This is a genomic window from Aestuariivita boseongensis (assembly GCF_001262635.1).
GTDB classification, from domain to species: Bacteria; Pseudomonadota; Alphaproteobacteria; order Rhodobacterales; family Rhodobacteraceae; genus Aestuariivita; species Aestuariivita boseongensis.
The window spans coordinates 24,088-48,398 of the sequence record NZ_JXYH01000017.1 but is presented as its reverse complement, the minus strand read 5'-3'; the positions used below and the strand labels follow the sequence as shown (position 1 = coordinate 48,398).

Genomic DNA, 24,311 nt, shown 5'->3' with positions numbered 1-24,311 from the left:
AGGCCCATGAAAACAGCACTGATCACCCATGCCGACTGCCTGCAGCATGTCACACCCGAAGGCCATCCGGAACGTGTCGCGCGGCTGGAATACATCCTGAACGCGCTGGACGGACTGGATGTTCTGCGTGTCGATGCGCCGCTGGCGACAGATGCGGATCTGGCGCGCGTTCATCCCAAAAGCCATATCGCCGATATCCGCGCCCGCGCCCCATCTGAAGGGTATCACCAGATCGACGCCGATACCTGGATGTCGCCCGGGTCGTTGCAGGCTGCGCTACGTGCAGCAGGCGGCGCAATGAAAGCCGTGGACATGGTTCTGGATGGCGAAGCCGCGAATGCCTTCGTCGCCATGCGCCCGCCAGGGCACCATGCCGAGCGCTCGACCGCAATGGGGTTCTGTCTGTTCGGCAATGCCGCGCTGGCGGCGAAACATGCGCTGGATGTGCATGGGCTGAGCCGTGTCGCCGTCGTGGATTTCGACGTGCATCATGGCAACGGTACGCAGGACCTTCTGTGGGACGAGGCGCGCGCGCTGGTCATCACCAGCCAGCAGATGCCGCTCTGGCCCGGATCGGGGCACCCGTCGGAAACGGGGGCGCATGGCAATGTGCTGAACATCCCCCTGCCGCCCGAAAGCGACGGCACCAAGATGCGCTATGAATATCAGAAACAGGCCTTTCCGCGCCTGCGGTCCTTCCGGCCGGAACTGATCATCATTTCGGCCGGGTTCGACGCGCATATGAACGATCCTCTGGCCGCGCTGAACTGGGAAACCGACGACTTCGCGTGGGTGACATCCGAACTCTGCGCGTTGGCGAACGAGTTCTGCGAGGGGCGGGTGGTATCGGTTCTGGAGGGCGGTTATGATCTTCAGGCGCTGGCCGAAGCAAGCCGCGCACATGTGGAAGAATTGATGAAGGCCGCAGGATGAGCGACACACCCGTTTCCGAAATGTCATTCGAAGAAGCCATGCGCGAGTTGGAGGCCGTGGTCGATCAGCTGGAACGCGGCGACGTGGCGCTGGATGCGTCGATCGCGCTCTATGAACGCGGCGCGGCGCTGAAAAAGCGCTGTGAGGATGAGCTGAAGCGCGCCGAGGAAAAGGTCGCCGCGATCACGCTGGATGCGGATGGCAACCCGGCAGGGGTGAAACCTGTCGAAGGGCTCTGACCTGCCGTGTTCGAAGATCGGCTGAAGGCGGCGGCAACCCGGATTCAAGCGCAGTTCGATCAGGTGCTGGCCCCGCTGGCGGATGAACCTGTCATTCGGGGCATGGCCTATGCCACCGAAGGCGGCAAGCGGCTGCGCGGGTTTCTGGTGCTGGAAGGCGCGCGCCTGCATGGCGTGGAGCCGGGCCGCGCGATATGGCCCGCTACGGCGATCGAGGCGCTTCATGCCTATAGCCTGGTGCATGACGATCTGCCTTGCATGGATGACGACGACCTGCGGCGCGGGCGGCCGACGGTGCATGTCAAATGGGACGAGGCCACCGCCGTTCTGGTGGGCGACGCGCTGCAGACGCTTGCCTTTGAACTGATCACCCGCCCCGAGGTCGGCCCCGGCGATGTGCGCGCCGATCTTGCCCTGAGCCTTGCGCGCGCCAGCGGTGCCGAAGGCATGGTCCTGGGGCAGGCCCTGGATATCGCGGCGGAAACGGCGGCAGAGCCTTTGACGCTGGACCAGATCACCAGGCTGCAGGCGGGAAAGACCGGCGCGCTGATCAAATGGTCGGCCGAGGCGGGGGCGCGCCTTGCGGGTGAAGACCCGTCGGCGCTTGGGGCCTATGCGCAGGCCCTGGGCCTGGCCTTCCAGATCGCTGACGACATTCTGGATGTGGAAGGAGACGCGGGCGAGGTCGGCAAGGCGGTTGGCAAGGATGCCGACGCCGGCAAGGCAACCTTCGTATCCCTGCTGGGACTGGACGGGGCGAAACGCCGCGCGGAAGATCTGGTGACGCAGGCCTGCGACGCCCTATCTGATTACGGTGACAAGGCGGAAACCTTGCGGGACGCGGCGCGTTTCGTTATTGCCCGCCGGAATTGAGTTCGCGCCCTCGAAGGAGGGGTCATGTCCGACCGCCCGAATACGCCCTTGCTGGACCAGGTCCAGAAACCCGCCGATCTGAAACAGTTCAGCGACGCGCAGCTGCGCCAGCTGGCCGATGAGTTGCGGGCAGAGACGATCTCGGTCGTGTCGGTGACGGGCGGGCATCTGGGCGCAGGGCTGGGTGTGGTTGAGCTGACCGTGGCGCTGCACGCGATCTTTGACACACCGCGCGACAAGGTGATCTGGGATGTGGGGCACCAATGTTACCCGCACAAGATCTTGACCGGGCGACGCGACCGCATTCGGACCCTGCGGATGAAGGACGGTCTGAGCGGTTTCACCAAGCGCAGCGAGTCGCCCTATGACCCGTTCGGCGCCGCGCATTCCTCGACCTCGATTTCCGCCGCTCTTGGCTTTGCCGTCGCTCGCGATCTGGGCGGTGTGACACCGGAGGGTCTGGGCGATGCAATTGCCGTGATCGGCGACGGGTCGATGAGTGCCGGCATGGCGTTCGAGGCGATGAACAACGCAGGCCACCTGAAGAAACGCCTGATCGTTATTCTGAACGATAACGAGATGTCGATCGCCCCGCCTGTGGGGGCGCTGTCGTCCTATCTGAGCCGTCTTTACGCCGAAGAGCCGTTTCAGGAATTCAAGGCCGCTGCCAAAGGGGCGGTGTCGCTGCTGCCCGAGCCGTTCCGCGAGGGCGCCAAGCGCGCCAAGGAAATGCTGAAGGGCATGGCCGTCGGCGGCACGTTGTTCGAGGAGCTGGGCTTTTCCTATCTTGGCCCCATCGACGGCCACGATATGGATCAGCTGCTGCCCGTGCTGCGCACGGTCAAGGCACGTGCGACCGGGCCGATCCTGATCCACGTGCTGACGAAGAAGGGCAAGGGATACGCCCCTGCCGAGCGTGCGCGCGACAAGGGCCATGCGACCGCGAAATTCGATGTGGTGACGGGGGAACAGAAGAAGGCCCCTTCCAATGCGCCCAGCTATACCCGCGTTTACGCAGACAGCCTGATCCGCGAGGCCGCGGCAGATGACAAGATCTGCGCCATCACCGCCGCGATGCCGGATGGCACGGGTCTGAACCTGTTTGCCGAACGCTATCCCAGCCGGTGCTTTGACGTGGGCATCGCTGAACAGCATGGCGTGACCTTTTCCGCCGCCTTGGCGGCGGGTGGGATGAAACCCTTCTGCACGATGTATTCGACCTTCCTGCAGCGCGGCTATGATCAGGTGGTCCATGACGTCGCGATTCAGCGCCTGCCGGTGCGCTTTGCCATCGACCGGGCAGGTCTGGTGGGGGCTGATGGTGCAACCCACGCCGGCTCGTTCGACATCGCCTATCTGTCGAACCTGCCGGGCTTTACCGTCATGGCCGCCGCGGACGAGGCCGAACTTGTGCATATGGTGGCCACTGCCGCCGCGCATGATGACGGCCCCATCGCCTTCCGCTTCCCGCGTGGCGAAGGCGTTGGTGTCGACCTTCCCGAACGCGGCGAACCGATCGAGATCGGCAAGGGCCGCATGATCCGCGAAGGCAACCGGGTGGCGATCCTGTCATTCGGGACGCGCCTGTCTGAAGTGGTGAAAGCCTGCGAAGCACTGGAGGCAAAGGGCATCAAACCCACCGTCGCCGACGCCCGTTTCGCCAAGCCACTGGACAGCGATCTGATCCTGTCTCTGGCCGCGCGGCACGAAGCCCTGATCACGATCGAGGAAGGCGCCGTAGGTGGTTTCGGATCTCATGTGGCCCAGCTTCTGGCCGATGAGGCTGTGTTCGACCAGGGGCTGAAATACCGATCAATGGTGCTGCCGGATATCTTCATCGATCAGGCAAGCCCCGCAGATATGTATGCCGTAGCTGGCATGAATGCCGAACATATCGAGGCGAAAGTACTGGATGTGTTGGGTGTAGCGCGCATCGGAGAGAAGCGGGCGTAAAAGGGCCTTCGAAGGCCCTTTGCCAAGACTTTTCGAAAAGTCTTGGGCTCCAACGTGAAACAATGGTCATAAGGCTGCAGGATATTCGAATATCCTGCCTACCCGTCAGACCTGCCCCATCAACGCCGGATCGAACGGATAGGTGGTCAGGTTCTCATACCCGTCTTCGGTGATCAGAACCTGATCTTCCAGCTTGATCGAGAAATCCCCTCCGACCTCACCCGCCAGCACCTCGACACAAAGTGTCATGCCCGGCTCAAGCGCGTAATCGAACGCCCCAGCCACCGCATGGTCGGGATAGGCCACCAAAGGCCATTCATCGCACAGGCCGACCCCATGCATCAGGCAGCCGTATTTCTGCGCCTGGAACCTGTCATCCAGCCGGTGACAATTTGCCGTCAGTTCGGGAATGGTCACACCAGGTTTCAGCATCTCCATATTCGTCATGATGTGTTCATGGGCGTGCTGCATGGCATAGACCATGTCGGGGCGGGGCTTCTGATCGCCGATCCACCAGGTGCGCGAGATATCAACACAGATCCCGTAACTGCCCACCAGATCGGTATCGAAGGCGATGATCTCGTTGTTGCGGGTCACGCGCGGGCCGCATTCCTGAAACCAGGGGTTCGTGCGTGGGCCTGATGTCAGCAGCCGCGTTTCGATCCATTCGCCGCCGCGCCGGATGTTCTCGGCATGCAGCACCGCCCAGATGTCATCTTCGGTCACCGTGCCCGAGGGCACATTCGCGCGCGCAAAATCCTCCATCGCGCGCATGGCGGTTTCACAGGCGTGGCTGGCGCAGCGCATCGCCTTGATCTCGTCCGGACCTTTGATGGAGCGGGCCTTTTCGGTCACCTCCTCGCCTTCCATGATCTCGAACCCCTGCGCTTCCAGCGCGCGCAGCCCGTGCAGCATGACCTTGTCTACTGCCAGCCGCTTCAGCCCCGGCGCATGCTCGTCCAGAAGCACCCGCACCTCGTTGGAAAACACATCCGCCGCCACATCCACCTTGTCGCCGCGATCAAAGTAAAACAGATCAGCACCGGATCGTTGTTCCCGCACCAGCGGGTTGAACTTCGACAGGAAAGGGGAGTTCTTGTAATCCCAGATCACCATATTCCCGTCAGCGCAAACCAGCACCGCGCGGAACGGGTTATGGGTGTTCCACAGCTGCATATTGGTGCTGTCGGTGGCATAACGGATATTCAGCGGATCAAACATCAAAAGCCCGGCATAGCCGCGGTCGACGATATGCTGCATCAGCCGCCGCCAGCGGTATTCGCGCATTGCCACAAGATCGGGCAGTTGCAGCCCCGCCGCCGCCCATTCCTGAAAGGCCAGTTGCGTCGGACCGATCTCGATCCGGTCACCGTCATTGGGGGTGCCGTCACCCAGAACAGGGCCCTGGGAAGGGTCGATCTTACGGGTGTCGCGGTAATGCGTGTTCATGCGAAAGCTCCTGTCCTTGGAAAAGGCTAGCGCCGCCGAAACGGGGCCAACCCTAGAAAAGCGACTCTTTCACGGGTCGCATTCGGACCAGGAAACCCATTGTTAAGGATAACGGCGTAACCACGGCGGGGGCAGGAAAGGATCCCCATGGCACAGTGTAACAGGCAGACTGATGATGGGGCATGCAATCCGGCGCAAACCGCGCTGATGGATACCTTGATGCACGGAAGAATGCTGGCCTGGGTGTCTCCGGACGGGTGCCTGATGGACGCCGACGCGTTGTTCTGTGCCGTCATGGGGGCAGATCTGCCGGCGCTGCAGGGGATGCACCTGAGCCCGGCTGAAGGTTCAGATTGGTCCGGCATTTCGGACGGCACGGTTGCCGGCGGTCGGCTGCGATGCCTGCGCCCCGATGGCCAGACCCTTTGGATGGAAGGGGCGTTTGCGCCTATCCGCAATGCGGACGGGCAGGTTGACCGGATTGTTGCCTGCCTGACGAATATCAGCGACTGGACAACCGGTATTGACGCGATGCTGACCACACTCGCGGCCACCGCGTCGGGTGATCTGTCCGCGCGCATACCCCGGCAATCCGGCAGGGAACTCGGGGCGGTCATCGACAGGATCAATGCGGATCTTGACGGGCGCGAAAGGCTGATTGCGGCATTGTCTGATCTGACGGATCGCATCGGACAGGCGCAGCAGGGTTTGGACGGGGATCACCCAGCAACGGCTTCGGCCAGCCCGGACATCGCGCAGCGGCTCACATCGGCTGTGACGCATCTCTACGCCGCTGCCAAGACGATCGACGCTCTGTCTTTCAACGCCAACCGCCTTGCGCTTGGCGTCTCGGTCCAGGCGGCGCGTGCGGGCCAGGACGGTCAAAGTCTGACGCAACTGGCACAAGAGGTGCGCTCGCTCGCCCACGCCGCCAGTGAGGAGGCGGCGCGGGTCCGCAGCTCACTGCACGCGGCAGAATGTGGGATTCGCAACCCAGATGCGGAGCAGGCACAGGACATCGCGCATGAGGCATTTCAGAAACGCGCCCAACAAAGGGATGAGTTATCCGCCCTAACCGAAGAGCTGCGCAGCCTTTTGCGCGACTTCGACACCGAACCAACGGTTGTCCCTTTCCACCGCCACCCCATGCGTGCCGCAGGATAGGCCATCGTAGCGCGCGCACGTTGGCCAAGTTGGCGCAAAGGAAGGCCGCGCTTGGATCACGCCGCAGGATCGGCCATAACCCGGGCAGGGTATGGCAAGGATTATGGGCATGCAGGCAGGGGCAGATATCCCTTCGTTCTCGCGGATTTTTCAATCGCGTTTGCCTTTCGATGTTACACCGCGCCCCCTGCCCGGAATTCGCCCGGCCGATCCTGACGACTGGCTGATGGTCGATGACGCCTTCGCAGATCAGATCGCGTACCGCACGCACCTGATTACGACCCGCCGCGATATCGTTCACGTCCTGACCGAAACCGCCCGCCCGGCGGCGGAGGAGCTGTTGCAGCTTGCGCTCGACACGCTCAATCGTCATCCGGACCGAGGGTATCGGATCGCCGGTGAAACAGTCACCCGGCCTGATGGAGAGACGGTGCGGATCGACCGGGACGACCCTTTGGGTACCCTGGCCCAGCTGGTTCAGGAAGATCTGTGCATTCTGGAAAAACAGGGCGACGAACATGTGCTGACCGGCGCGATCCTGTGCTTTCCCGCAAGCTGGAGCCTGGCCGAGAAATTCAAGCGTCCCCTGACACGCATCCACGATCCGGTGCCCTCCTATGACGATCAGATCGCCCGCAGGGTGCAGCGCCTGTTCGATGGTGTGCAAACCGGCCGCCCGCTGTGGCGGTTCAACCGGCTGTGGTATGCGCGGCCCGACCTGCACCAGCCACGCAAGCGCACCGATCCGCCGCGCGAAAAACCGGGGTCTGAGGGCCCGCGATACTTCCGCAGCGAGAAACAGGTGATCTTCCGACTGCCGGAATCAAAGGCTGTCGTCTTTTCGATCCACACATTCGTCTTGCCCGAAGGCGTTGTCCCCGAGGGTGCAGAGGCCGGTTAACGGTCGATCCGTTCACCCGCTAGGGCGATGGCCTGCTGGTACACCGTTGCCGCGTTCCATTCCTTGATGACCGCGAAATTCGGCTCCCCCTGCTGGTATCCGCGCCCCGGTTTCCAGCCCTTCTGCCGCAGGAAATTCGCCGTCGATGCCAGCGCATCCGCCTCGTTGAAGAAATCCACGCGCCCGTCGCCATTGGCATCCACGCCATAGATCAAAGCGTTCCCCGGCAGGAACTGTGTATGCCCCATTTCCGCATGCGCGGCGCCGCGCGTATCCAGCGACAGCACCCCGGCGTCAACGAATTTCAACGCCGCAATCGCATGCGGACGGAAGAAATCAGACCGGCGGCAATCAAAAGTCAGCGTCATCGCCGACGACACGATGGGGATATTGCCCATGTTCCGGCCAAACCCGGTTTCCATACCGTGAATCGCCAGCAACACGCCGGCCGGAACGCCGTAGATACGTTCAAGCGCGGCATAGAACTCTGGATTGCGCGTCTTGCGTTTGCGCGCCATGGCCGCGAACCCGTCCAGCGATCCAAGGCGGATACGAATGAAATCATTCAGAGCGTATCGCACGCCCTTCTGATTTCGGTCGGCATTGATCGTCGCCTGGCTGTATCGCGATCCCGCCAGTGCTTGCAGCCCGCGCTGACCGACGCCCTGCTGTTTTGCATAAGTGGCGAAATCGGATTTCCAGGCATCGAACCCGGCGCTTGTATTGCTGCATGTCAGCGCCGCGGCCTGTTGCGCCATCAGCACCAAGGCCACCGCATATCCCAAGATCTTCACCCGCATCACATACCTCGAAACCAAAGGGTTACTTACCGCAACAGGATGGCGCGGGCTGCCGTTTCGATCAATGGTCTTGCGAGTCACCGCTTTCCGCTTGCAGCAATGCCCGCAACCCGGCCCGGTAATCCGGGAAGATCAGCTGCACGCCCAGCTCATCCTTGATCCGGTCATTTCGCACCCGTTTGCTTTCGGCATAAAAGCTGCGCGCCATGGGCGTCATCTCGGCCTCGTCGAAGGGAATCGCGGGTGGGACCGGCAGACCCAGAAGTTCGGCCGCATGGGCGATTACATCCTGCGGAGGGGCCGGATCATCATCGCACAGGTTATAGGCCGCGCCCGGATTGGGCCGGTCGATGGACGCGTGCAGCACTTGCGCGATATCCTCGACATGGATGCGGCTGAAAACCTGGCCCTCTTTGATGATCCGCCGGGCCGTGCCGTTGCGCACCTTGGAAAACGGGCCGCGGCCGGGGCCATAGATACCGGCCAGCCGGAAGATGTGAAGCGGCAGGCCTGGGATGGATTGCCATGCCTCTTCCGCTTCCTTGCGCCATTGCCCCCGGCGGGTTGACGGGGTCAGCGGCGTGTCCTCATCCACCCAGCCGCCCTGATGATCCCCGTACACACCCGTAGTCGACAGGTATCCGACCCATTCCAGATGGGGTGCGGCGTCCGCGATCTGGTCGCGCAAGAGGTTCAGAACCGGATCCCCTTCTTCACCCGGACCAGCCGAGATCAGGATGTGAGTCGCCCTCTCCAGCACGGCGGAGACATCCTCACCGGGGAAAATCAGCGGCTCTACCCCGTCATCGCGCAATTTGTCAGCCTTGTCCTCTGACCGGGTGGTGCCCTGGATCGTCCAACCCAGCGGCAGCAAACGTCGCGCCAAAGCCTGCGCGGAATATCCATGGCCGAAAGAAAGCAGTCGTTTGGTCATGGCCTTTGATGCGGTGCCCAGTTGCCAGACGCAAGTGTTACAAAAAATGATTGCTTTGATAAATTTCGTAACATATATTCTTACCACCGGTTTGGAGGAGCCTAGCCCATGTACAGCCAAGGTCTGATCGGTGCCGACGCGCGCACCGACGAAACACCCGAGTTTCTGGAGGCGTTTCAGAATCGCATCGACGCCGAAGAAAAGATCGAACCGAATGACGCCATGCCAGAAGGCTATCGCCGCACGCTGGTCCGGCAGATCGGTCAGCACGCGCATTCCGAAATTGTTGGCATGCTGCCCGAAGGCAACTGGATCACCCGCGCGCCCAGCCTGCGCCGCAAGGCGGCCCTGCTGGCCAAAGTGCAGGATGAAGGCGGACACGGTCTGTATCTTTACGCCGCCGCCGAAACGCTGGGTGTATCGCGCGAAGAGATGACCGAGGAATTGCTGGACGGCCGCGCCAAATATTCGTCGATTTTCAACTACCCAACGCTGAGCTGGGCCGATATCGGCACCATCGGCTGGCTGGTCGATGGCGCCGCGATCATGAACCAGATCCCGCTGTGCCGCTGTTCCTATGGCCCCTATGCCCGCGCGATGATCCGTGTGTGCAAGGAGGAAAGTTTCCACCAGCGCCAGGGTTACGAGATCGTCATGACACTGGCCCAGGGCACGCCCGATCAGAAAGCCATGGCGCAGGACAGCCTGAACCGCTGGTGGTGGCCGTCGCTAATGATGTTCGGCCCGCATGACGGCGATTCGGTGCATGGCGACCAGTCCATGGCATGGAAGATCAAACGGTTCTCGAACGACGAGCTGCGCCAGAAATTCATCGACGCCACCGTGCCGCAGGCGGAATATCTGGGCCTGACGATCCCTGACCCGGACCTGAAATGGAACGAGGAAAAGGGCGGATATGATCATGGCCCCATCGACTGGGACGAGTTCTGGCGCGTAGTGAAAGGTCATGGGCCCATGGCCAGGGACCGCATCAAGGCGCGCAAGAAAGCCTGGGACGACGGTGCCTGGGTGCGTGAAGCCGCCCTGGCCCATGCCGAAAAGCGCAAGGCCCGGAAACTGGTCGCCGAGTAATGTGTTTCGAACCGGCTGCGCCGGTCCGACCAAGTTGGGGGGCGCTGCCCCCCAAACCCCCCGCCGTATCTATCAAAGAGAAGAAGAGGAAGCGCGATGTCTGGTGAAGTGCCCCTTTGGGAAGTGTTCATCCGGCCCCGCAACGGGCTGAGCCACAAGCATGTGGGATCCATCCACGCCGCCGATGAGGTGATGGCGCTGCAAGCCGCGCGCGATGTCTATACCCGCCGGGGCGAGGGCAATTCGATCTGGGTGGTGCCGTCCGCAGCGATTACGGCGAGCGATCCCGACCAGGCGGCGGAGAATTTTGAACCGACTGGCGAGAAAATCTATCGTCACCCGACATTCTACGACATTCCGGACGAAGTGGGGCATATGTGATGGCGCTCTTCGACGCGGTTCTGGAACTGGCGGATGACCACCTGGTGCTGGGCCATCGGCTGAGCGAATGGTGTGGCCATGCGCCCATGCTGGAAGAAGATCTGGCCCTGCCCAACATGGCACTGGATCTGATCGGCACGGCGCGCACGCTTTACGACTATGCCGCGCAGCTGGAAGGCGAGGGCCGGTCCGAGGATGACATGGCCTATCTGCGCGGGGAGCGGGAGTATCGCAACCTTTTGCTCTGCGAACGCCCGAACGAGGATTTCGCGCATACGGTTCTGCGCCAGTTGTATTTCGCCGCTTTCATGAAACCCTATTGGGAGGCCGCGCTGTCGTCTTCGGACGAGGTGATTGCCGGTGTTGCCGGCAAGGCGGTCAAGGAAATGGCCTACCACATCCGCCATGCGGGCGAATGGGTCATCCGCCTGGGCGATGGCACGGATGAAAGCGCGCGCCGCATGAAAGACGCAGTCGAGGCGCTGCATATCTATACCGGGGAGCTGTTCGAGGAAGGCGCAGCCGAAGGCATTGACGCCCTGCCGAGCCGCGCCGCGATCCAGCCCGCCTGGGAGGCCACGATTGACGAGATCTTCGGCCATGCCCTGCTGAGCCGCCCCGTGGTGCAATACCCGCAAACCGGGGGCCGTGTGGGCAAACATGGCGAAGGTCTGGGCCATCTGCTGGCCGAAATGCAATCGGTCTATCGCGCTCATCCGGGGGCCACGTGGTAGGCGAGGCGATCTCTCTGGACGCGCGCCGCGCGTGGGAGGCGGCAGCCGCCGTCCCCGACCCGGAAGTGCCCTGTGTAACAGTGGCCGATCTGGGCATCCTGCGCGATGTGCTCCTGGAAGACGGCGTAGCGGTGGCAAAAGTCACGCCCACCTATTCCGGTTGCCCTGCGACGCTGGCCATCGAACTGGCGATCGAAACGGCGCTTCTGGATGCAGGCTTCGAGGCCCGCATCGAACGTGTGTTGTCGCCCGCCTGGACCACCGACTGGATCAGCGATGAAGGGCGAGAAAAACTGCGCGCCTATGGCATCGCCCCGCCAGAGGAAAAAACAGGCTCTAAACTGGCGCTTTTCGGCGAAACCACCGTGCATTGCCCGCGCTGCAATTCGACCGACACCGAGAAGCTGAGCGAGTTCGGATCGACCGCCTGCAAGGCGCAGTATCGCTGCCTTAACTGCTCTGAACCCTTCGATTATTTCAAGTGCATCTGAGGAGAGGCACATGTTCCACACCCTGACCATCAGCGCCGTGCGCCCCGAGACCGATACAGCCGTCGCCATCAGCTTTGCTGTACCGGATGATTTGAAAGACAGCTTCGCCTATCAGCCGGGCCAGTATCTGACGCTCCGCGCCGACGTGGCGGGCGAGGATATTCGCCGGTCCTATTCCATTGCCAGCTGTGCAGGGGAGCCGCTGACCGTGGGCGTCAAGCGGGTCGAAGACGGGGCGTTTTCGACATTTGCGCAAAATCTCAAGCCCGGGCAAACGCTGGAAGTCATGCCGCCGGAAGGCCGGTTCGTCACGAAAGGCGCAAAGAACATCGTCCTGATCGCCGCCGGATCGGGCATCACGCCGATGGTGTCGATTGCGTCGGATGTACTGGCGCAGGGCGGCGAGGTGACGCTGATCTATGGCAACCGCGCGACTGACACGATCATGTTCCGTGACACGCTGGATGCGCTGAAGGACCGGTACATGAACCGGCTGACGCTGATCCATATCCTCAGCCGCGAACCGCAGGACGTGGCCATCCTGAATGGCCGGATCACGGGCGAGAAAGTGATTTCCCTGGCACAGGCCGGTGCCGTCGACCTGGCAGGGGCCGAGGGGATTTTCCTCTGCGGTCCGGGTGAGATGATCGACGATGTCCACGCCGCTTTGACAAAGGCCGACATCCCCGAAGACCGCATCCATTTCGAACGTTTCTATCAGGATGGCGAAGCCCCGCGCGCCCCGAAATCCGCCGCAGCGGAAGCCGCCGCGGCAAGCGGTGTCGCGGTCGAAGTGATGCTGGACGGCACCCGCCGCCAGTTCCGGTTCGAGGCAGGCGATGACACTGTCATAGACGCCGCCGCCCGCCAAGGTCTGGAACTGCCCTATTCCTGCAAGGGCGGCATGTGCTGCACCTGCCGCTGTAAAGTGGCCGAAGGCAGCGCGGAAATGGCCGTGAATTACTCGCTTGAACCGTGGGAACTGGAAGCGGGCTTTACCCTTGCCTGCCAGGCCCGGCCCACAAGCGAGAAACTGGTATTGGATTTCGACGCGGCTTGATCCGAATCACAGGTCGCGGGTTTCATGGCCCCATGAGCCAAAAAGACCCAGATCTTGATGCCGCCTATGAGCTAAGCACGCCCGAGGATTCCCGCAAGCTCTATGCCGATTGGGCTGACAGCTATGACCGCAGCTTTGCGGATCAGAATGACTATATCCTGCCGTTTGAGACGGCCCGCGCCTTCACCGACGCAGGCGGCACAGGCCCGGTTCTGGACGTGGGCGCGGGGACGGGGCTCTGCGGCGCAGTGCTGGCCGGGCTTGGTGTCGGCCCCATCGACGCCACGGATATCAGCGCTGAAATGCTGGAACAGGCGTTGCGCAAAGACATATACCGCGATGCGATCGAGGCGGATCTGACCAAGGGCCTGCCTATTCCGCCCGACAGCTATGCGGGCATAATCTCGTCCGGGACCTTCACCACCGGTCATGTCGGCCCGGATGAGATCGACCCCTTGCTGCGCATTGCCCAGCCGGGTGCGCTATTTGCCCTGTCGATCAACGCAAGGCACTATGAAAGCGCAGGTTTTGCCACCAAATTCGCCGCGTTAGAGCCTGTTATCACCGATCTGACCCTGAAAGACGTTCCGATCTACGGGCCGCGTGCGACCGGGGCACATAGGGCCGACCGCGCCTTTGTTGCGCTTTTCCACAAGCGCTAAGCCAGCTCCTCCCGGATCATCCGCGCGGCCACGTCCTGCCCGCTTTGATAGGCGCCATGGGCGGTGGCCTGCCATGTCAGCGCAAAGGCTTCGCTCGCAAACCCGATCCGCCCCGTATGCAGACCGATCAGATCGCGCCGCGCCTGCGCATGGCCCGGCATGACCGCGCTATAGGCCCCCATGACAAAGGGGTTCCGTTCCCAGGAAGTGGTCGCCATCGCCGTAACCTCCGCGTCGATATTCGATCCAAAAGCCAGCCGCAGCCGCTCCATCGCGAAGGCGCGCAACCCCTCCGCGCCCTCAGCACCCGCATCTCGCGCAACGCTGCCGCCCAGATGGCAGATCACCATCTGATCGGTCCAATCCAGCACCTGCACATTGACCGGATCCCCGTCTTCCGGCTCGACCGAGAAGAACAGCGTGCTCTCCATCCCCGGCAAAGGCCGGCGCAGAGCCACACACACCTTCTCATAAGATCCGCAGGGCATGGTCTGCGCCACGTCCAGCACCGGCTGCACCTCCGGGCTGTCGAAGCGGATCTTCCCGGCATTCAACACACCCGTCGACACCGTCACAATCGCCGCCCGCGCCCGCAGCGTACCATCCGATGTTTCCACAACCACGCTACCCGGTACCTCCCGCACGGCTTGTGCCGCAACGCCGGTGCGGATCGGCAGACCTGCCGCCATCCGCTCGATCAGGTCGCCATAGCCGCTGATCACGGGCCAGTTCGTCTCGGTATCCTCATAATCACCGTATCCCGAAGCGGATTCCAACTCGGGATCCTGGCTTGCCATCAGTTGCAGGATATGACGCACCGCCCCGCCATAAGGCCCAGGATCCGGCAGCACATCGGCCACAGCCACGTCCTGTCGCAGCCGCGACGCCTCATAGACGGCGTCAAATGCCGCATCCACCGCCCGGCCATAAACCGCCAGCTCTTCCCCCTCCAACCATCGGCCCTTCAGCCAATACTGGTAATGATCCTGGCGAACCTGCTTGCGGTACCGCGCGCCCAGACGATCCGCCCAGGCCACCAAGGGGTTCACATCCGCACAATGCAGCCAGTGACATCCCTGATCCCACGGCAGCGGCATGGAACTTTTGTCAGTAAACGCCCGCCCCCCGATCCGATCCGTCGCCTCGATAATCATGAAACTCCGGCCCGCTGCCTGCAAGGCAAGGCCCGCCCCGATACCGGCGGCCCCAGCGCCGATCACCACCACATCCACCATCACACACGTCCTGACTGCCTGGGCGAACCCTGCCCTTCTTCTCTTTCCAAATACGGCAAAGCGCAGCCCGCCACAAAGCAGGGCCTCAGAAATCAGGCTCTACAAAAGCCAAAAATGCCCAATCTGCAAAAAGAATGCGCCGCAGGCGCGCAATCAGATCACTTGCCTTTCCATACAGGATCACGCTTTTCAGCAAAGGCGCGGGCGCCTTCCATCTGATCCTCGCTGGAATAGAGCACATCGACACTGCGCAACTGCCGTTTCGTGATCCGGTTCATCGCATCCTGAAACTTGGCGTCTTCCGCATCGCGCACGATCTCCTTGATCGCGGCATAGACCAAGGGCGGCCCCGACGCCAAAAGCCGCGCCAGTTCCCACGCGCGCTCCATCAGTTGCTCGCCCGGAACGATTTCATTCACCAGCCCCCAGCGATGCGCCTCTTCCGCGTCGAACCAGCGCCCGGTCAGCAAAAGCTCCATCGCGATGTGATAGGGAATGCGTTTCGGAAGCTTCACGCTGGCCGCATCAGCCACCGTGCCAGACCGGATCTCGGGCAAGGCAAAGGTCGCATGATCCGCCGACAGGATCATGTCTGCCGACAAAGCCAATTCCAGCCCGCCACCACAAGCGATCCCGTTCACCGCCGCGATCACGGGCTTGTTCATATCCCGCAGCTCCTGCAGCCCGCCAAAGCCGCCCACGCCGTAATCCCCGTCCACGGCGTCGCCATCCGCAGCCGCTTTCAGGTCCCAGCCGGGGCAAAAGAACTTCTCTCCTGCTCCGGTCAGGATTGCCACGCGCAACTCCGGATCGTCGCGGAACGCCGCAAACACCTCGCCCATCTCGCGCGACGTGATCAGATCAATCGCATTGGCCTTGGGCCGGTCCAGCGTCACCTCAAGGATCGCGCCATCACGCCGGGTCTTCACCGGGTTGGTCATGCTGTGCTCCTTCTGCGTTCCGCCTTGTCAGGCTCTGTTCTGCGCCTTTCGCCTGATCAACGCATCCACCGCAACCGCGCGGTCGGGCGTGACGATCATGGGGTTGATCTCAACTTCTTCCAGAATGTCGGCATGGTCCACCACATATCTCTGCACCGCCATGATCACATCCAGCACAGCGTCCATATCGGCCGCCGGTTTGCCCCGATACCCGGTTAAAAGCGGATGGATGCGCAGCCGCTCCAACGCGCGGCGCAACCCCTCGCGCGAGGTCGGCACCAGCACCGTCACGCTGTCCTGCATCAGCTCCGTCAGCACACCGCCCGCGCCAATGGTCAGGCAGAACCCATGCGCCGGATCCCGAACCACCCCGACCAACAGCTCGGCCAGACCGCCCACAACCATCTCTTCGATCAAAACCCTGTCGCCCGGCAAGGCCATTGCTACCTGCGCCAGCTCGTCGGGCTGCACACCCAGCCACACCGCGCCCATATCGGATTTATGCGCCAGCCCCATGCCCTTGACCGCGAATGGCGGGGTCAGATCACAGCAATCAACCTCCTGCTTCCCGCGCACCAAAGAACGCGGCACCGTCACGCCATATCGCGCCAGATCCGCCTTCGCCTGCGCTTCATCCACCAGTTCCGCTTCAGCGTGATGGGATCCTGAGCGCAAAGGCAAATCAGGCTCTAACACAGGGGTTTTGGATGCAATCTCAATCGCCGTCATACATTCCCGCAGGCCACACATCGGCGCAACACCGCCGCCAGCCAACACTTGCGCCACATCATCCGGCATCAGCTCCGGCAGGGTCGCAACAACGGCAAAGGGTCGGCCCGTCTGCCGCCGCACGGCCAGCGCCGCCTCGGTCGCGCAGGCCCAGTCACTGGCATCCGTATGCGGATAATCCACGATCGACAGGGTCAGCCCGATATGATCGGCAGCCATTGCCGCCCAGGTGGCCGCCATCGCGGCCGTGTCGCGCCAGATATAGGTGTGGTAATCCAACGGGTTCGCCAGCGCCACCATCGGCCCCAGCGCCGCGCGCAGATCGGATGCCTGCGCTTCTGTCAAAGGCGGAAACACCACGTCATGCCCCAGCGCCGTATCCGCCGCCAGCGACGCCTCGCCCCCCGAACAGCTGATGCTGCTGATCCGGTTGCTCTCCAGCCGCCCCACATGATGCAACAGCTTCAACGCCTCCAGAAAGCCGGGCAAGTCCTCAACACGGGCGATCCCCAACCGGTCCAGCATCGCCTGCGCGCCGGCATCGCTGCCCGCCAAGGACGCGGTATGGGACAAGGTCGCCTGCTGCGCCTGATCCGACCGACCGGATTTCAACGCAATCAGCGGCACCCCCTTAGCCACCGCCTTCTGCGCGGCCCAGTGCCAGCCAGCAACATCACCAAACCCTTCAATATGCAGCCCGATCGCCGTGATCCGATCATCGTCCAAAAGGGCCGACACCATATCCGCCTGGCTGGTCTGCGCCTGGTTCCCGCAGGTGATCATCATCGCCAAAGGCACCGCATGCCGCTGCATGGTCAGGTTGATGGCAATGTTCGAACTTTGCGTCAGGATCGCAACACCCCGCTCAACCGGGCGCATCCCATGCTGATCCGGCCAGATCCCCGCGCGGTCCAGCGCATTGACGAAACCATAGCAATTCGGCCCCAATATGGGCATTTCCCCCGCCGCCACGACCAGTCGCGCCTGCAAATCCGAGCCGCTCTCGTCCTCCGCCACCGCCTCGGAAAAGCCCGAGGCAAAGCAGACCGCACCCCCGGCTCCCAATCGCGCCAACTCCGCGACAACTTCCACCGTCGCATGGCGATTCACCGCGATGAAGGCGGCATCAATCGGCTCGTCAATCTCGCCCAGCGCGCGCACGCTGCGCACCCCCTCAATCTCTTTGCCATTGGGATGCACCAGATAGATCGCACCGTCATACCCGATCCGACGCGCCGCGCCGACGATCCCGGCGCCCCATGCGCCGCCACCGATAATTGCAATGCACCGGGGAGCAAAAAGCCGTGTCAGATCTCCCGGCATTTCGTCACTCCGCTCAGACAACAGGCGCAATTCTGACTTCTTCTCTTTCCAAATACGGACGGGGGTCTGGGGGCAGAGCCCCCAGCCGGTCGGATTGCCGAAGGCAATTCGAAACCGCTCAAGCGCCCAACGCCCGCAGCAGATCGCGGCTGATGATGTGGCGCTGAATCTCGGACGTGCCGTCCCAGATCCGTTCCACCCGCGCATCTCGCCAGAACCGTTCCAGCGGGTAATCATCCATCAGGCCCATGCCCCCGTGGATCTGGATCGCCGCATCCGTCACCCGTGCCAGCATCTCGCTGGCATAAAGCTTGGCCGACGCGATCTCCCGGTTTGCAGGCAATCCTTTATCCAGCCGGTCCGCCGCCGCCAGCGTCAGCAGGTCGCCCGCGTCAATCTCGGTGATCATGTCCGCGATCTGAAAGCTCACGCCCTGGAACTTTCCGATCTTCTGCCCGAATTGCTCCCGCTCGGCGGCATAGCTCAAGGCATAATCGAACACCCGCCGCGCGCGACCCACGCTCATCGTGGCAACGGTGATGCGGGTGGCATAAAGCCAGGTGTTCATCACCTCGAACCCGCCATCGACCTCACCCAGAACCTGGGCGTCCGGCACCCGGCAGTCATCGAACTCCAGGATCATGTTCTTGTAGCCCCGATGGCTGACTGATTTGTACCCGTCCCGGATGGTGAAGCCCGGATGCCCGCGATCCACCAGAAAACAGGTGATCCGCTTTTTCGGTCCGCGTGGGGTCTGATCCTCACCCGTTGCGACGAACACAATCAGAAAATCCGCATGATCCGCGCCCGAGATGAAATGTTTCGTCCCATTGATCACCCAATCGCCACTATCGCGGCGGGCCGAGCATTTCATCCCCCGCACATCGGATCCGGCCCCCGGTTCCGTCATGGCCAACGCATCCATCCGCTCCCCGCGCACGGCGGGCATCAGGTACCGTTCCACCTGTTCGCCCTCGCAAGCCATCAGGATGTTCTGCGGACGACCAAAGAAATGGTTCAGCGCCATCGACCCGCGCCCCAATTCCCGTTCGACCAGAGCAAATTCCAGATGGCTCAGCCCCGCACAACCCACGCTTTCGGGAAAGTTGCAGGCGTAAAACCCCAGCTCGATCGTCTTGCGCTTGATCTCGTCGGCGATCTCTCGCGGCACTTCGCCGGTGCGTTCCACCAGCTCTTCGTGCGGATAAATCTCGTTCTCCACGAAACTCCGCACGGTGGCGGCGATCATTTCCTGCTCTTCCGTCAGGCCGTATTGCATTGGTCTCTCCGATGGTCCTCAGGTGACAGCCAGGCGGTTGGGCGCGGGCTATGAAATCAGTCTCTAATAAAGGCTAATCGCCGGTTTTCACGAAGCATAATCCGATCCTTCATCATCGAGGATCGCTTTCAACTCGGCCAGGTGCCGTTCGTCTTGTTCAGGATAGTCCTCCAACTCCCGCGCGGTTTTTTCGGCCACGTCGTCGGGCAGCACGCGCAGGGGCTGACCGGTCTGTAGCGCGCGGATGTAGGTCTCGGCTGCGCGCTCGAAATAATAGAGCCTGTTAAAGGTCTCTGCGACCGTATCGCCAATCACCATCACTCCGTGATTGCCCATTACCATGACCTTTTTCCTGGGATCATCGAACAAGGCAGCGCAGCGTTCACCCTCCTCTTCAAAGGCCAAACCGCCATAGTGATCGTCGATCACGATCCGGTTGAAAAACGTGGCGCAGTTCTGATCGATCGGCGGCAGCCGACTGTCGGCAAGACTGGCCAGCACTGTGGCAAAGATCGAATGCACGTGCATCGCACAACGCGCATGCGGGCAGTGCCGGTGCAACCCGCCATGCAGACCCCAGGCCGTGGGATCAGGCGCATCGGGACCGTTCAGCGTTTCGGGATCATTGGCGTCCACGATGATCAGATCGCCGGCCTTGATCCGGCTGAAATGCCGTTGGTTGGGGTTCATCAGGAACCGCGTCCCATCTTCATTGATCGACAGACTGAAATGGTTCGCAACCGCCTCATGCATGTTCAGCCGCGCGGTCCAGCGAAACGCGGCCGCCAGATCGACGCGTTCCTGCCAGTGATCCATATTGGGGCGCAATTCGGTGACAGCCATCGCAAACCTCCTGAGCTCTTTGCGCCAGCCTGCATGCGCCAGTTGCGGCATGCAATCGCGTTTGCGACAGGTTACGCTTTCATTCTGATGTCTTGGGCCGCGATGGCACCCAGGCATAGCCGTTTTCGCACAGGATATACGCCTCACGCAGACCATGTGGCTTGTCGGTTGGCTCTTGCAGGATCATCGCCCCCAACTCGCGCGCCTTGCGGACAGCATCTTCCGGATCGCTGTCATACAACCTGATCTCAATCCCGGCACCGCGTGGCGGCTGTTCGGGCAAAAGCCCCAACAGCGGGTTGGAATGATAAGTGCCGTCACTGTGCAACTGGAACACCTTGCTCCCGTAGGTGACGATGGCGAAATCCTCGGTCGGTTGATGGATCGACATGCCAAAAACAGTCTCTAAAAAGGTGCATTCGACCTTCACATCCCGCACCAGCAGGTTCAACCCAATGCCGCTCAAACCGGCGCCAAAGCTTTCCGCATCAATAGAATCGTAATCCATGTCATCACCCTGTCGCGCGACCGCGCGAGAGGCAATGGGAATGGCACTTGAACCCGCGCGCAATCTCTGGACACTTGGATCATGGATCACGCTGCTTTCCCCTCATGGCCCGATGTGGCCGCTCACCTCGTCAATGTAGTCGCCGGGCGGGTGCCCGCCGATCTGGTCTTTCGCGGCGGGATCTGGGTGAACGTCCACACGCGCGAGTCATTGCCTGGGCATGATATCGTCGTGGCCAAGGGTCGGATCGCCTGCATCGTGCCGGATGCCAGCCATTGCGTCGGCCCCGATACGCAGGTCGTCGATGCCAAGGGCCGCTATATGATCCCGGGCCTTTGCGACGGGCATATGCATATTGAAAGCGGCATGCTGACACCCGCCGAGTTTGCCCGCGCCGTGATCCCCCACGGCACGACGACCATGTTCACCGACCCGCATGAAATCGCCAATGTGCTGGGCCTGAACGGCGTGCGCATGATGCATGACGAAGCGCTGATGCAGCCCATCAACATCTTCACCCAGATGCCCTCATGCGCGCCCTCTGCGCCCGGGTTAGAGACGACAGGCTATGAAATCACCGCCGAGGATGTGGCCGAAGCCATGTCCTGGCCCGGCATCATTGGGTTGGGCGAAATGATGAATTTCCCCGGTGTCGCCCATGCCGATCCGCAAATGCTGGCCGAGATCGCAGCGACCCAGCGCGCCGGCAAAACCGTGGGCGGGCACTACGCATCGCCCGATTTAGGGCCTGATTTCGCGGCCTATGTCGCAGGCGGTCCAGCCGACGATCACGAAGGCACGTGTGAGGCCGACGCGATCGCCCGCGTCCGTCAGGGTATGCGGTCGATGATGCGGCTTGGCAGCGCCTGGTATGACGTCGAGGCGCAGATCACCGCCGTAACGAAAAAAGGCCTGGACCCGCGCAACTTCATCCTGTGCACGGACGATTGCCATTCCGGCACATTGGTCAATGATGGCCACATGAACCGCGTCGTGCGCCATGCGATTGCCTGCGGCTGCGACCCGCTGGTGGCGCTGCAAATGGCCACAATCAACACCGCCACCCATTTCGGGCTTGAGCGCGAGTTGGGATCGCTCACCCCCGGCAGGCGGGCGGATGTGATCCTGACATCGGATCTGACCGAATTGCCAATCGAACAGGTCTGGGCGCGTGGCCAGTTGGTCGCCAAAAACGGAAGCTGTCTGGTCGACTGCCCCCATTACGACTGGCCCGATACTGCGCGGCAGACGGTGCATGTCAAACAGGCTCTAACACGGGATGATTTTGCCATCTCCGCCCCGCAAGGCGCGAACGCCGTCCGTGCAAATGTCATCGGTGTCGTGGAGAATCAGGCCCCCACAAAGGCGCTTCAGAAAGAACTGATCGTCAACGACGGCCTTGTCGAATCCCAGGGCGATACTTGCCAGATCGCGCTGGTCGAACGCCACCGCGCAACGGGCGGAGTGACGAATGCCTTCGTGTCGGGATTTGGCTATCAGGGGCGGATGGCCATGGCTTCCACCGTGGCGCATGACAGCCACCACATGATCGTCGTGGGCACCTGTCGCGAACAGATGGCGTTGGCCGCAAACCGGCTGGCCCAGGTCGGCGGCGGCATCACCATTTTCCGCGAGGGCGAGGAACTGGCCCTTGTCGAACTGCCCATCGCGGGTCTGATGTCAGACAGCCCAGCGGCCGAGGTCGCCGCCAAGGCTGACCAGATGGTTCAGGCCATGATCCAGTGCGGCTGCACCCTGAACAACGCCTATATGCAGCATTCGCTGCTGGCGCTTGTGGTGATCCCGGAACTTCGCATCTCGGACAAGGGTTTGATCGACGTCCGCAAATTCAAGGAAATCCCCGTGTTCGAGCCGCTTTCATGACCCAGATTGAGACCCCCGACATCCCCGCACCGAAGGAATTCGACAGTGCCGAGGCCGCCGTCGCGCGCCTGGAGGAGTTGTATCTGATCGCCACCGAGTTTCTGTGCACCCGCTTTGCGCAGGTTCTGAGTAACGGTGCCCCCGGCCACCGCATCCGCGCCTATTACCCCGAGATCCGTCTGACCACGACATCCTTCGCACAGGTCGACACGCGGCTCAGCTTTGGTCATGTGGCGATGCCCGGGACCTATACGGCGACGATCACGCGGCCCGATCTCTTCCGCAATTACCTGACGCAGCAAATCGGCCTGCTGATCCGCAATCACGGCCAGCCCGTCACCATCGGCGCATCAAACACGCCGATCCCGGTGCATTTTGCCGTGGCCAACGACGCCTCGATCAGCGTGCCGCAGGAAGGCGCGACCGATTTCATCCTGCGTGACGTGTTCGATGTGCCGGATCTGTCGACCACGAATGATGACATCGTCAATGGCACCTTTGCTTCGCCCGACGGGACCGGCCCGCTGGCGCCATTCACCGCCCAGCGCGTGGATTACTCCTTGGCCCGGCTCAGCCACTACACCGCGACCGATCCGAATTACTTCCAGAACCACGTACTGTTCACCAACTACCAGTTCTATGTGGAAGAATTCGAAGCCTATGCACGCGCGCAGCTGGCCGACCCGAAAAGCGGCTATGACGCCTTTGTCGGCACGGGCAACGCGCGCATCACCGACCCGGACGCGGCCATAACGCAGCCGCTGAAGCTGCCGCAGATGCCGTGTTACCATCTGACGCGGCCCGACGGGAACGGGATCACGCTGGTCAATATCGGCGTGGGCCCGTCAAATGCGAAAACCGCCACCGATCACATCGCCGTCCTGCGCCCCCATGCCTGGCTGATGGTGGGCCATTGCGCGGGCCTGCGAAATTCCCAGGCGCTTGGCGATTTTGTTCTGGCGCATGCCTATCTGCGCGAAGATCACGTGCTGGACGATGACCTGCCGGTCTGGACACCCATCCCAGCGCTTGCCGAAATCCAGATCGCGCTGGAAGAAGCCGTGGCCGAGGTCACCCAGCTGAAAGGGTACGAGCTGAAACGCCTGATGCGCACTGGCACCGTGGCCACCATCGACAACCGCAATTGGGAACTGCGCGACCAATCCGGCCCCGTGCAGCGCCTGTCGCAATCCCGCGCCATCGCGCTGGATATGGAAAGCGCCACGATTGCCGCGAATGGCTATCGCTTCCGGGTGCCCTATGGCACGCTTCTGTGCGTCTCGGACAAGCCCCTGCACGGCGAACTGAAGCTGCCGGGCATGGCGTCAGACTTTTATAAAACGCAGGTTTCGCGCCATCTGGCGATCGGAATCCGCGCGATGGAAACCCTGCGCGGCATGCCCCTGGAACGCCTTCACAGCCGGAAATTACGGTCCTTTGAGGAAACGGCCTTCCTTTAACCCAAGGAAATCAGGGAAAATCGCTGTTTTTCCCTTGCAAAACACCACTATTCGTTGTGTTGATCCACCATATAACGTTACAATCACCGAACGAGGCCCCAAATCGGGCAGATGAAGGAGACCAGAAAAATGGCAAAGCCGATGACAAAAACCCAACTCGTTGCCGCACTGGCCGAAGAAATGGGCACCGACAAGAAAACCGCTGGCGCGGCTCTGGATGCGATCACGGGCATCATCACCAAGGAAGTGTCCGGCGGCGGCGCCGTGACCCTGCCCGGCGTTGGCAAGATCTATTGCCGTGAGCGCCCCGAGCGTATGGTGCGCAACCCCGCCACAGGCGAACAATTCAAGAAAGAGGCCGACAAGGTGGTCAAAATGACCATCGCCAAGGCGCTGAAAGACAGCGTGAACGGCTAAGCCTTCGATCAGACGATCGTCAAAGG

General features: G+C 61.9%; 24 protein-coding genes. 15 read left to right on the top strand and 9 right to left on the bottom strand.

Annotated elements, in window-relative coordinates:
* Nucleotides 1–6: 6 nt before the first annotated feature.
* Genes TR61_RS08980 through dxs form a run of 4 tightly spaced genes read left to right on the top strand, consistent with a single transcriptional unit; the run spans nt 7 to nt 3,998 of the window.
* Nucleotides 7–933, top strand: coding sequence for a histone deacetylase family protein (locus TR61_RS08980; RefSeq protein WP_050929644.1), 927 nt, complete (start codon nt 7–9; stop codon nt 931–933).
* Nucleotides 930–1,172 (top strand): exodeoxyribonuclease VII small subunit, encoded by a 243-nt coding sequence (locus TR61_RS08975; RefSeq protein ID WP_050929643.1) that lies wholly within the window; start codon nt 930–932, stop codon nt 1,170–1,172. Before TR61_RS08980 ends, TR61_RS08975 begins: the two co-directional genes overlap by 4 nt.
* 6 nt (nt 1,173–1,178) lie before the next feature.
* Entirely contained in the window at nt 1,179–2,045 is an 867-nt protein-coding gene (locus TR61_RS08970) for a polyprenyl synthetase family protein (RefSeq protein ID WP_050929642.1), read from the top strand.
* Between the two features lie 24 nt (nt 2,046–2,069).
* Entirely contained in the window at nt 2,070–3,998 is a 1,929-nt protein-coding gene (gene dxs / locus TR61_RS08965) for a 1-deoxy-D-xylulose-5-phosphate synthase (protein WP_050929641.1), read from the top strand.
* A gap of 105 nt (nt 3,999–4,103) precedes the next feature.
* Here dxs and dddP read toward each other — a convergent pair whose 3' ends face one another.
* On the bottom strand, nt 4,104–5,447 hold the full coding sequence (gene dddP / locus TR61_RS08960) for a dimethylsulfonioproprionate lyase DddP (protein ID WP_050929640.1): 1,344 nt from the start codon (nt 5,445–5,447) through the stop codon (nt 4,104–4,106).
* 219 nt (nt 5,448–5,666) lie between these two features.
* On the opposite strand from dddP, the gene TR61_RS08955 reads away from it, so the two are divergent.
* The gene (locus TR61_RS08955; RefSeq protein WP_172676956.1) at nt 5,667–6,611 is read left to right on the top strand and encodes a hypothetical protein; all 945 of its coding nucleotides are present in this window, start codon (nt 5,667–5,669) and stop codon (nt 6,609–6,611) included.
* Between the two features lie 109 nt (nt 6,612–6,720).
* A complete protein-coding gene (locus tag TR61_RS08950) occupies nt 6,721–7,512 on the top strand; it encodes a heme-dependent oxidative N-demethylase family protein (protein WP_050929661.1) in 792 nt (263 codons plus the stop codon).
* Here TR61_RS08950 and TR61_RS08945 read toward each other — a convergent pair.
* Together TR61_RS08945 and TR61_RS08940 are read right to left on the bottom strand one after the other, a co-directional pair.
* Nucleotides 7,509–8,312 (bottom strand): lytic murein transglycosylase, encoded by an 804-nt coding sequence (locus TR61_RS08945; RefSeq protein ID WP_050929638.1) that lies wholly within the window; start codon nt 8,310–8,312, stop codon nt 7,509–7,511. The two genes, TR61_RS08950 and TR61_RS08945, sit on opposite strands and share 4 nt — an antisense overlap.
* Before the next feature lie 61 nt (nt 8,313–8,373).
* Nucleotides 8,374–9,246: an SDR family oxidoreductase gene (locus TR61_RS08940; protein ID WP_050929637.1), complete on the bottom strand. Its 873-nt coding sequence runs from the start codon at nt 9,244–9,246 to the stop codon at nt 8,374–8,376.
* 108 nt (nt 9,247–9,354) lie between these two features.
* Between TR61_RS08940 and paaA the strand changes: the two genes are divergently transcribed.
* The 6 genes from paaA to TR61_RS08910 all read left to right on the top strand — a co-directional run bounded on the left by paaA (nt 9,355) and on the right by TR61_RS08910 (nt 13,666).
* Nucleotides 9,355–10,338, top strand: coding sequence for a 1,2-phenylacetyl-CoA epoxidase subunit PaaA (gene paaA / locus TR61_RS08935; protein WP_050929636.1), 984 nt, complete (start codon nt 9,355–9,357; stop codon nt 10,336–10,338).
* Nucleotides 10,339–10,434: 96 nt separating this feature from the next.
* Nucleotides 10,435–10,719 carry a 1,2-phenylacetyl-CoA epoxidase subunit PaaB gene (paaB, locus tag TR61_RS08930; RefSeq protein ID WP_050929635.1) on the top strand — a complete coding sequence of 95 codons (285 nt, stop codon included), beginning with the start codon at nt 10,435–10,437 and terminating at the stop codon, nt 10,717–10,719.
* Complete coding sequence (paaC, locus tag TR61_RS08925) at nt 10,719–11,453, top strand: 1,2-phenylacetyl-CoA epoxidase subunit PaaC (RefSeq protein ID WP_050929634.1); 735 nt, start codon at nt 10,719–10,721, stop codon at nt 11,451–11,453. Before paaB ends, paaC begins: the two co-directional genes overlap by 1 nt.
* Nucleotides 11,447–11,944 carry a 1,2-phenylacetyl-CoA epoxidase subunit PaaD gene (paaD, locus tag TR61_RS08920; protein WP_050929633.1) on the top strand — a complete coding sequence of 166 codons (498 nt, stop codon included), beginning with the start codon at nt 11,447–11,449 and terminating at the stop codon, nt 11,942–11,944. Before paaC ends, paaD begins: the two co-directional genes overlap by 7 nt.
* A gap of 10 nt (nt 11,945–11,954) precedes the next feature.
* Nucleotides 11,955–13,004, top strand: a complete 1,050-nt coding sequence (locus TR61_RS08915) for a 2Fe-2S iron-sulfur cluster-binding protein (RefSeq protein WP_050929632.1) — start codon at nt 11,955–11,957, stop codon at nt 13,002–13,004.
* A gap of 32 nt (nt 13,005–13,036) precedes the next feature.
* A complete protein-coding gene (locus TR61_RS08910) occupies nt 13,037–13,666 on the top strand; it encodes a class I SAM-dependent DNA methyltransferase (RefSeq protein ID WP_050929631.1) in 630 nt (209 codons plus the stop codon).
* On the opposite strand, the gene TR61_RS08905 is transcribed toward TR61_RS08910, so the two are convergent.
* From TR61_RS08905 to TR61_RS08880, 6 genes are all read right to left on the bottom strand, one after another.
* A complete protein-coding gene (locus TR61_RS08905) occupies nt 13,663–14,901 on the bottom strand; it encodes a flavin monoamine oxidase family protein (RefSeq protein WP_050929630.1) in 1,239 nt (412 codons plus the stop codon). The genes TR61_RS08910 and TR61_RS08905 overlap by 4 nt on opposite strands.
* 158 nt (nt 14,902–15,059) lie before the next feature.
* Nucleotides 15,060–15,842, bottom strand: coding sequence for a carnitinyl-CoA dehydratase (locus TR61_RS08900; protein ID WP_050929629.1), 783 nt, complete (start codon nt 15,840–15,842; stop codon nt 15,060–15,062).
* A 27-nt stretch (nt 15,843–15,869) separates the two neighbouring features.
* Nucleotides 15,870–17,894 carry an acetate--CoA ligase family protein gene (locus TR61_RS08895; protein WP_050929628.1) on the bottom strand — a complete coding sequence of 675 codons (2,025 nt, stop codon included), beginning with the start codon at nt 17,892–17,894 and terminating at the stop codon, nt 15,870–15,872.
* A 118-nt stretch (nt 17,895–18,012) separates the two neighbouring features.
* Entirely contained in the window at nt 18,013–19,173 is a 1,161-nt protein-coding gene (locus tag TR61_RS08890; protein ID WP_050929627.1) for an acyl-CoA dehydrogenase family protein, read from the bottom strand.
* 87 nt (nt 19,174–19,260) lie between these two features.
* Nucleotides 19,261–20,016 (bottom strand): class II aldolase and adducin N-terminal domain-containing protein, encoded by a 756-nt coding sequence (locus TR61_RS08885; protein WP_050929660.1) that lies wholly within the window; start codon nt 20,014–20,016, stop codon nt 19,261–19,263.
* Nucleotides 20,017–20,095: 79 nt separating this feature from the next.
* Nucleotides 20,096–20,524, bottom strand: coding sequence for a VOC family protein (locus TR61_RS08880; protein ID WP_050929626.1), 429 nt, complete (start codon nt 20,522–20,524; stop codon nt 20,096–20,098).
* A gap of 81 nt (nt 20,525–20,605) precedes the next feature.
* Between TR61_RS08880 and ade the strand changes: the two genes are divergently transcribed.
* From ade to TR61_RS08865, 3 genes are all read left to right on the top strand, one after another.
* A complete protein-coding gene (gene ade / locus TR61_RS08875; RefSeq protein WP_050929625.1) occupies nt 20,606–22,408 on the top strand; it encodes an adenine deaminase in 1,803 nt (600 codons plus the stop codon).
* Nucleotides 22,405–23,868, top strand: coding sequence for an AMP nucleosidase (locus tag TR61_RS08870; protein ID WP_050929624.1), 1,464 nt, complete (start codon nt 22,405–22,407; stop codon nt 23,866–23,868). Before ade ends, TR61_RS08870 begins: the two co-directional genes overlap by 4 nt.
* 129 nt (nt 23,869–23,997) lie before the next feature.
* On the top strand, nt 23,998–24,285 hold the full coding sequence (locus TR61_RS08865; RefSeq protein WP_050929623.1) for an HU family DNA-binding protein: 288 nt from the start codon (nt 23,998–24,000) through the stop codon (nt 24,283–24,285).
* Nucleotides 24,286–24,311 lie beyond the last annotated feature (26 nt).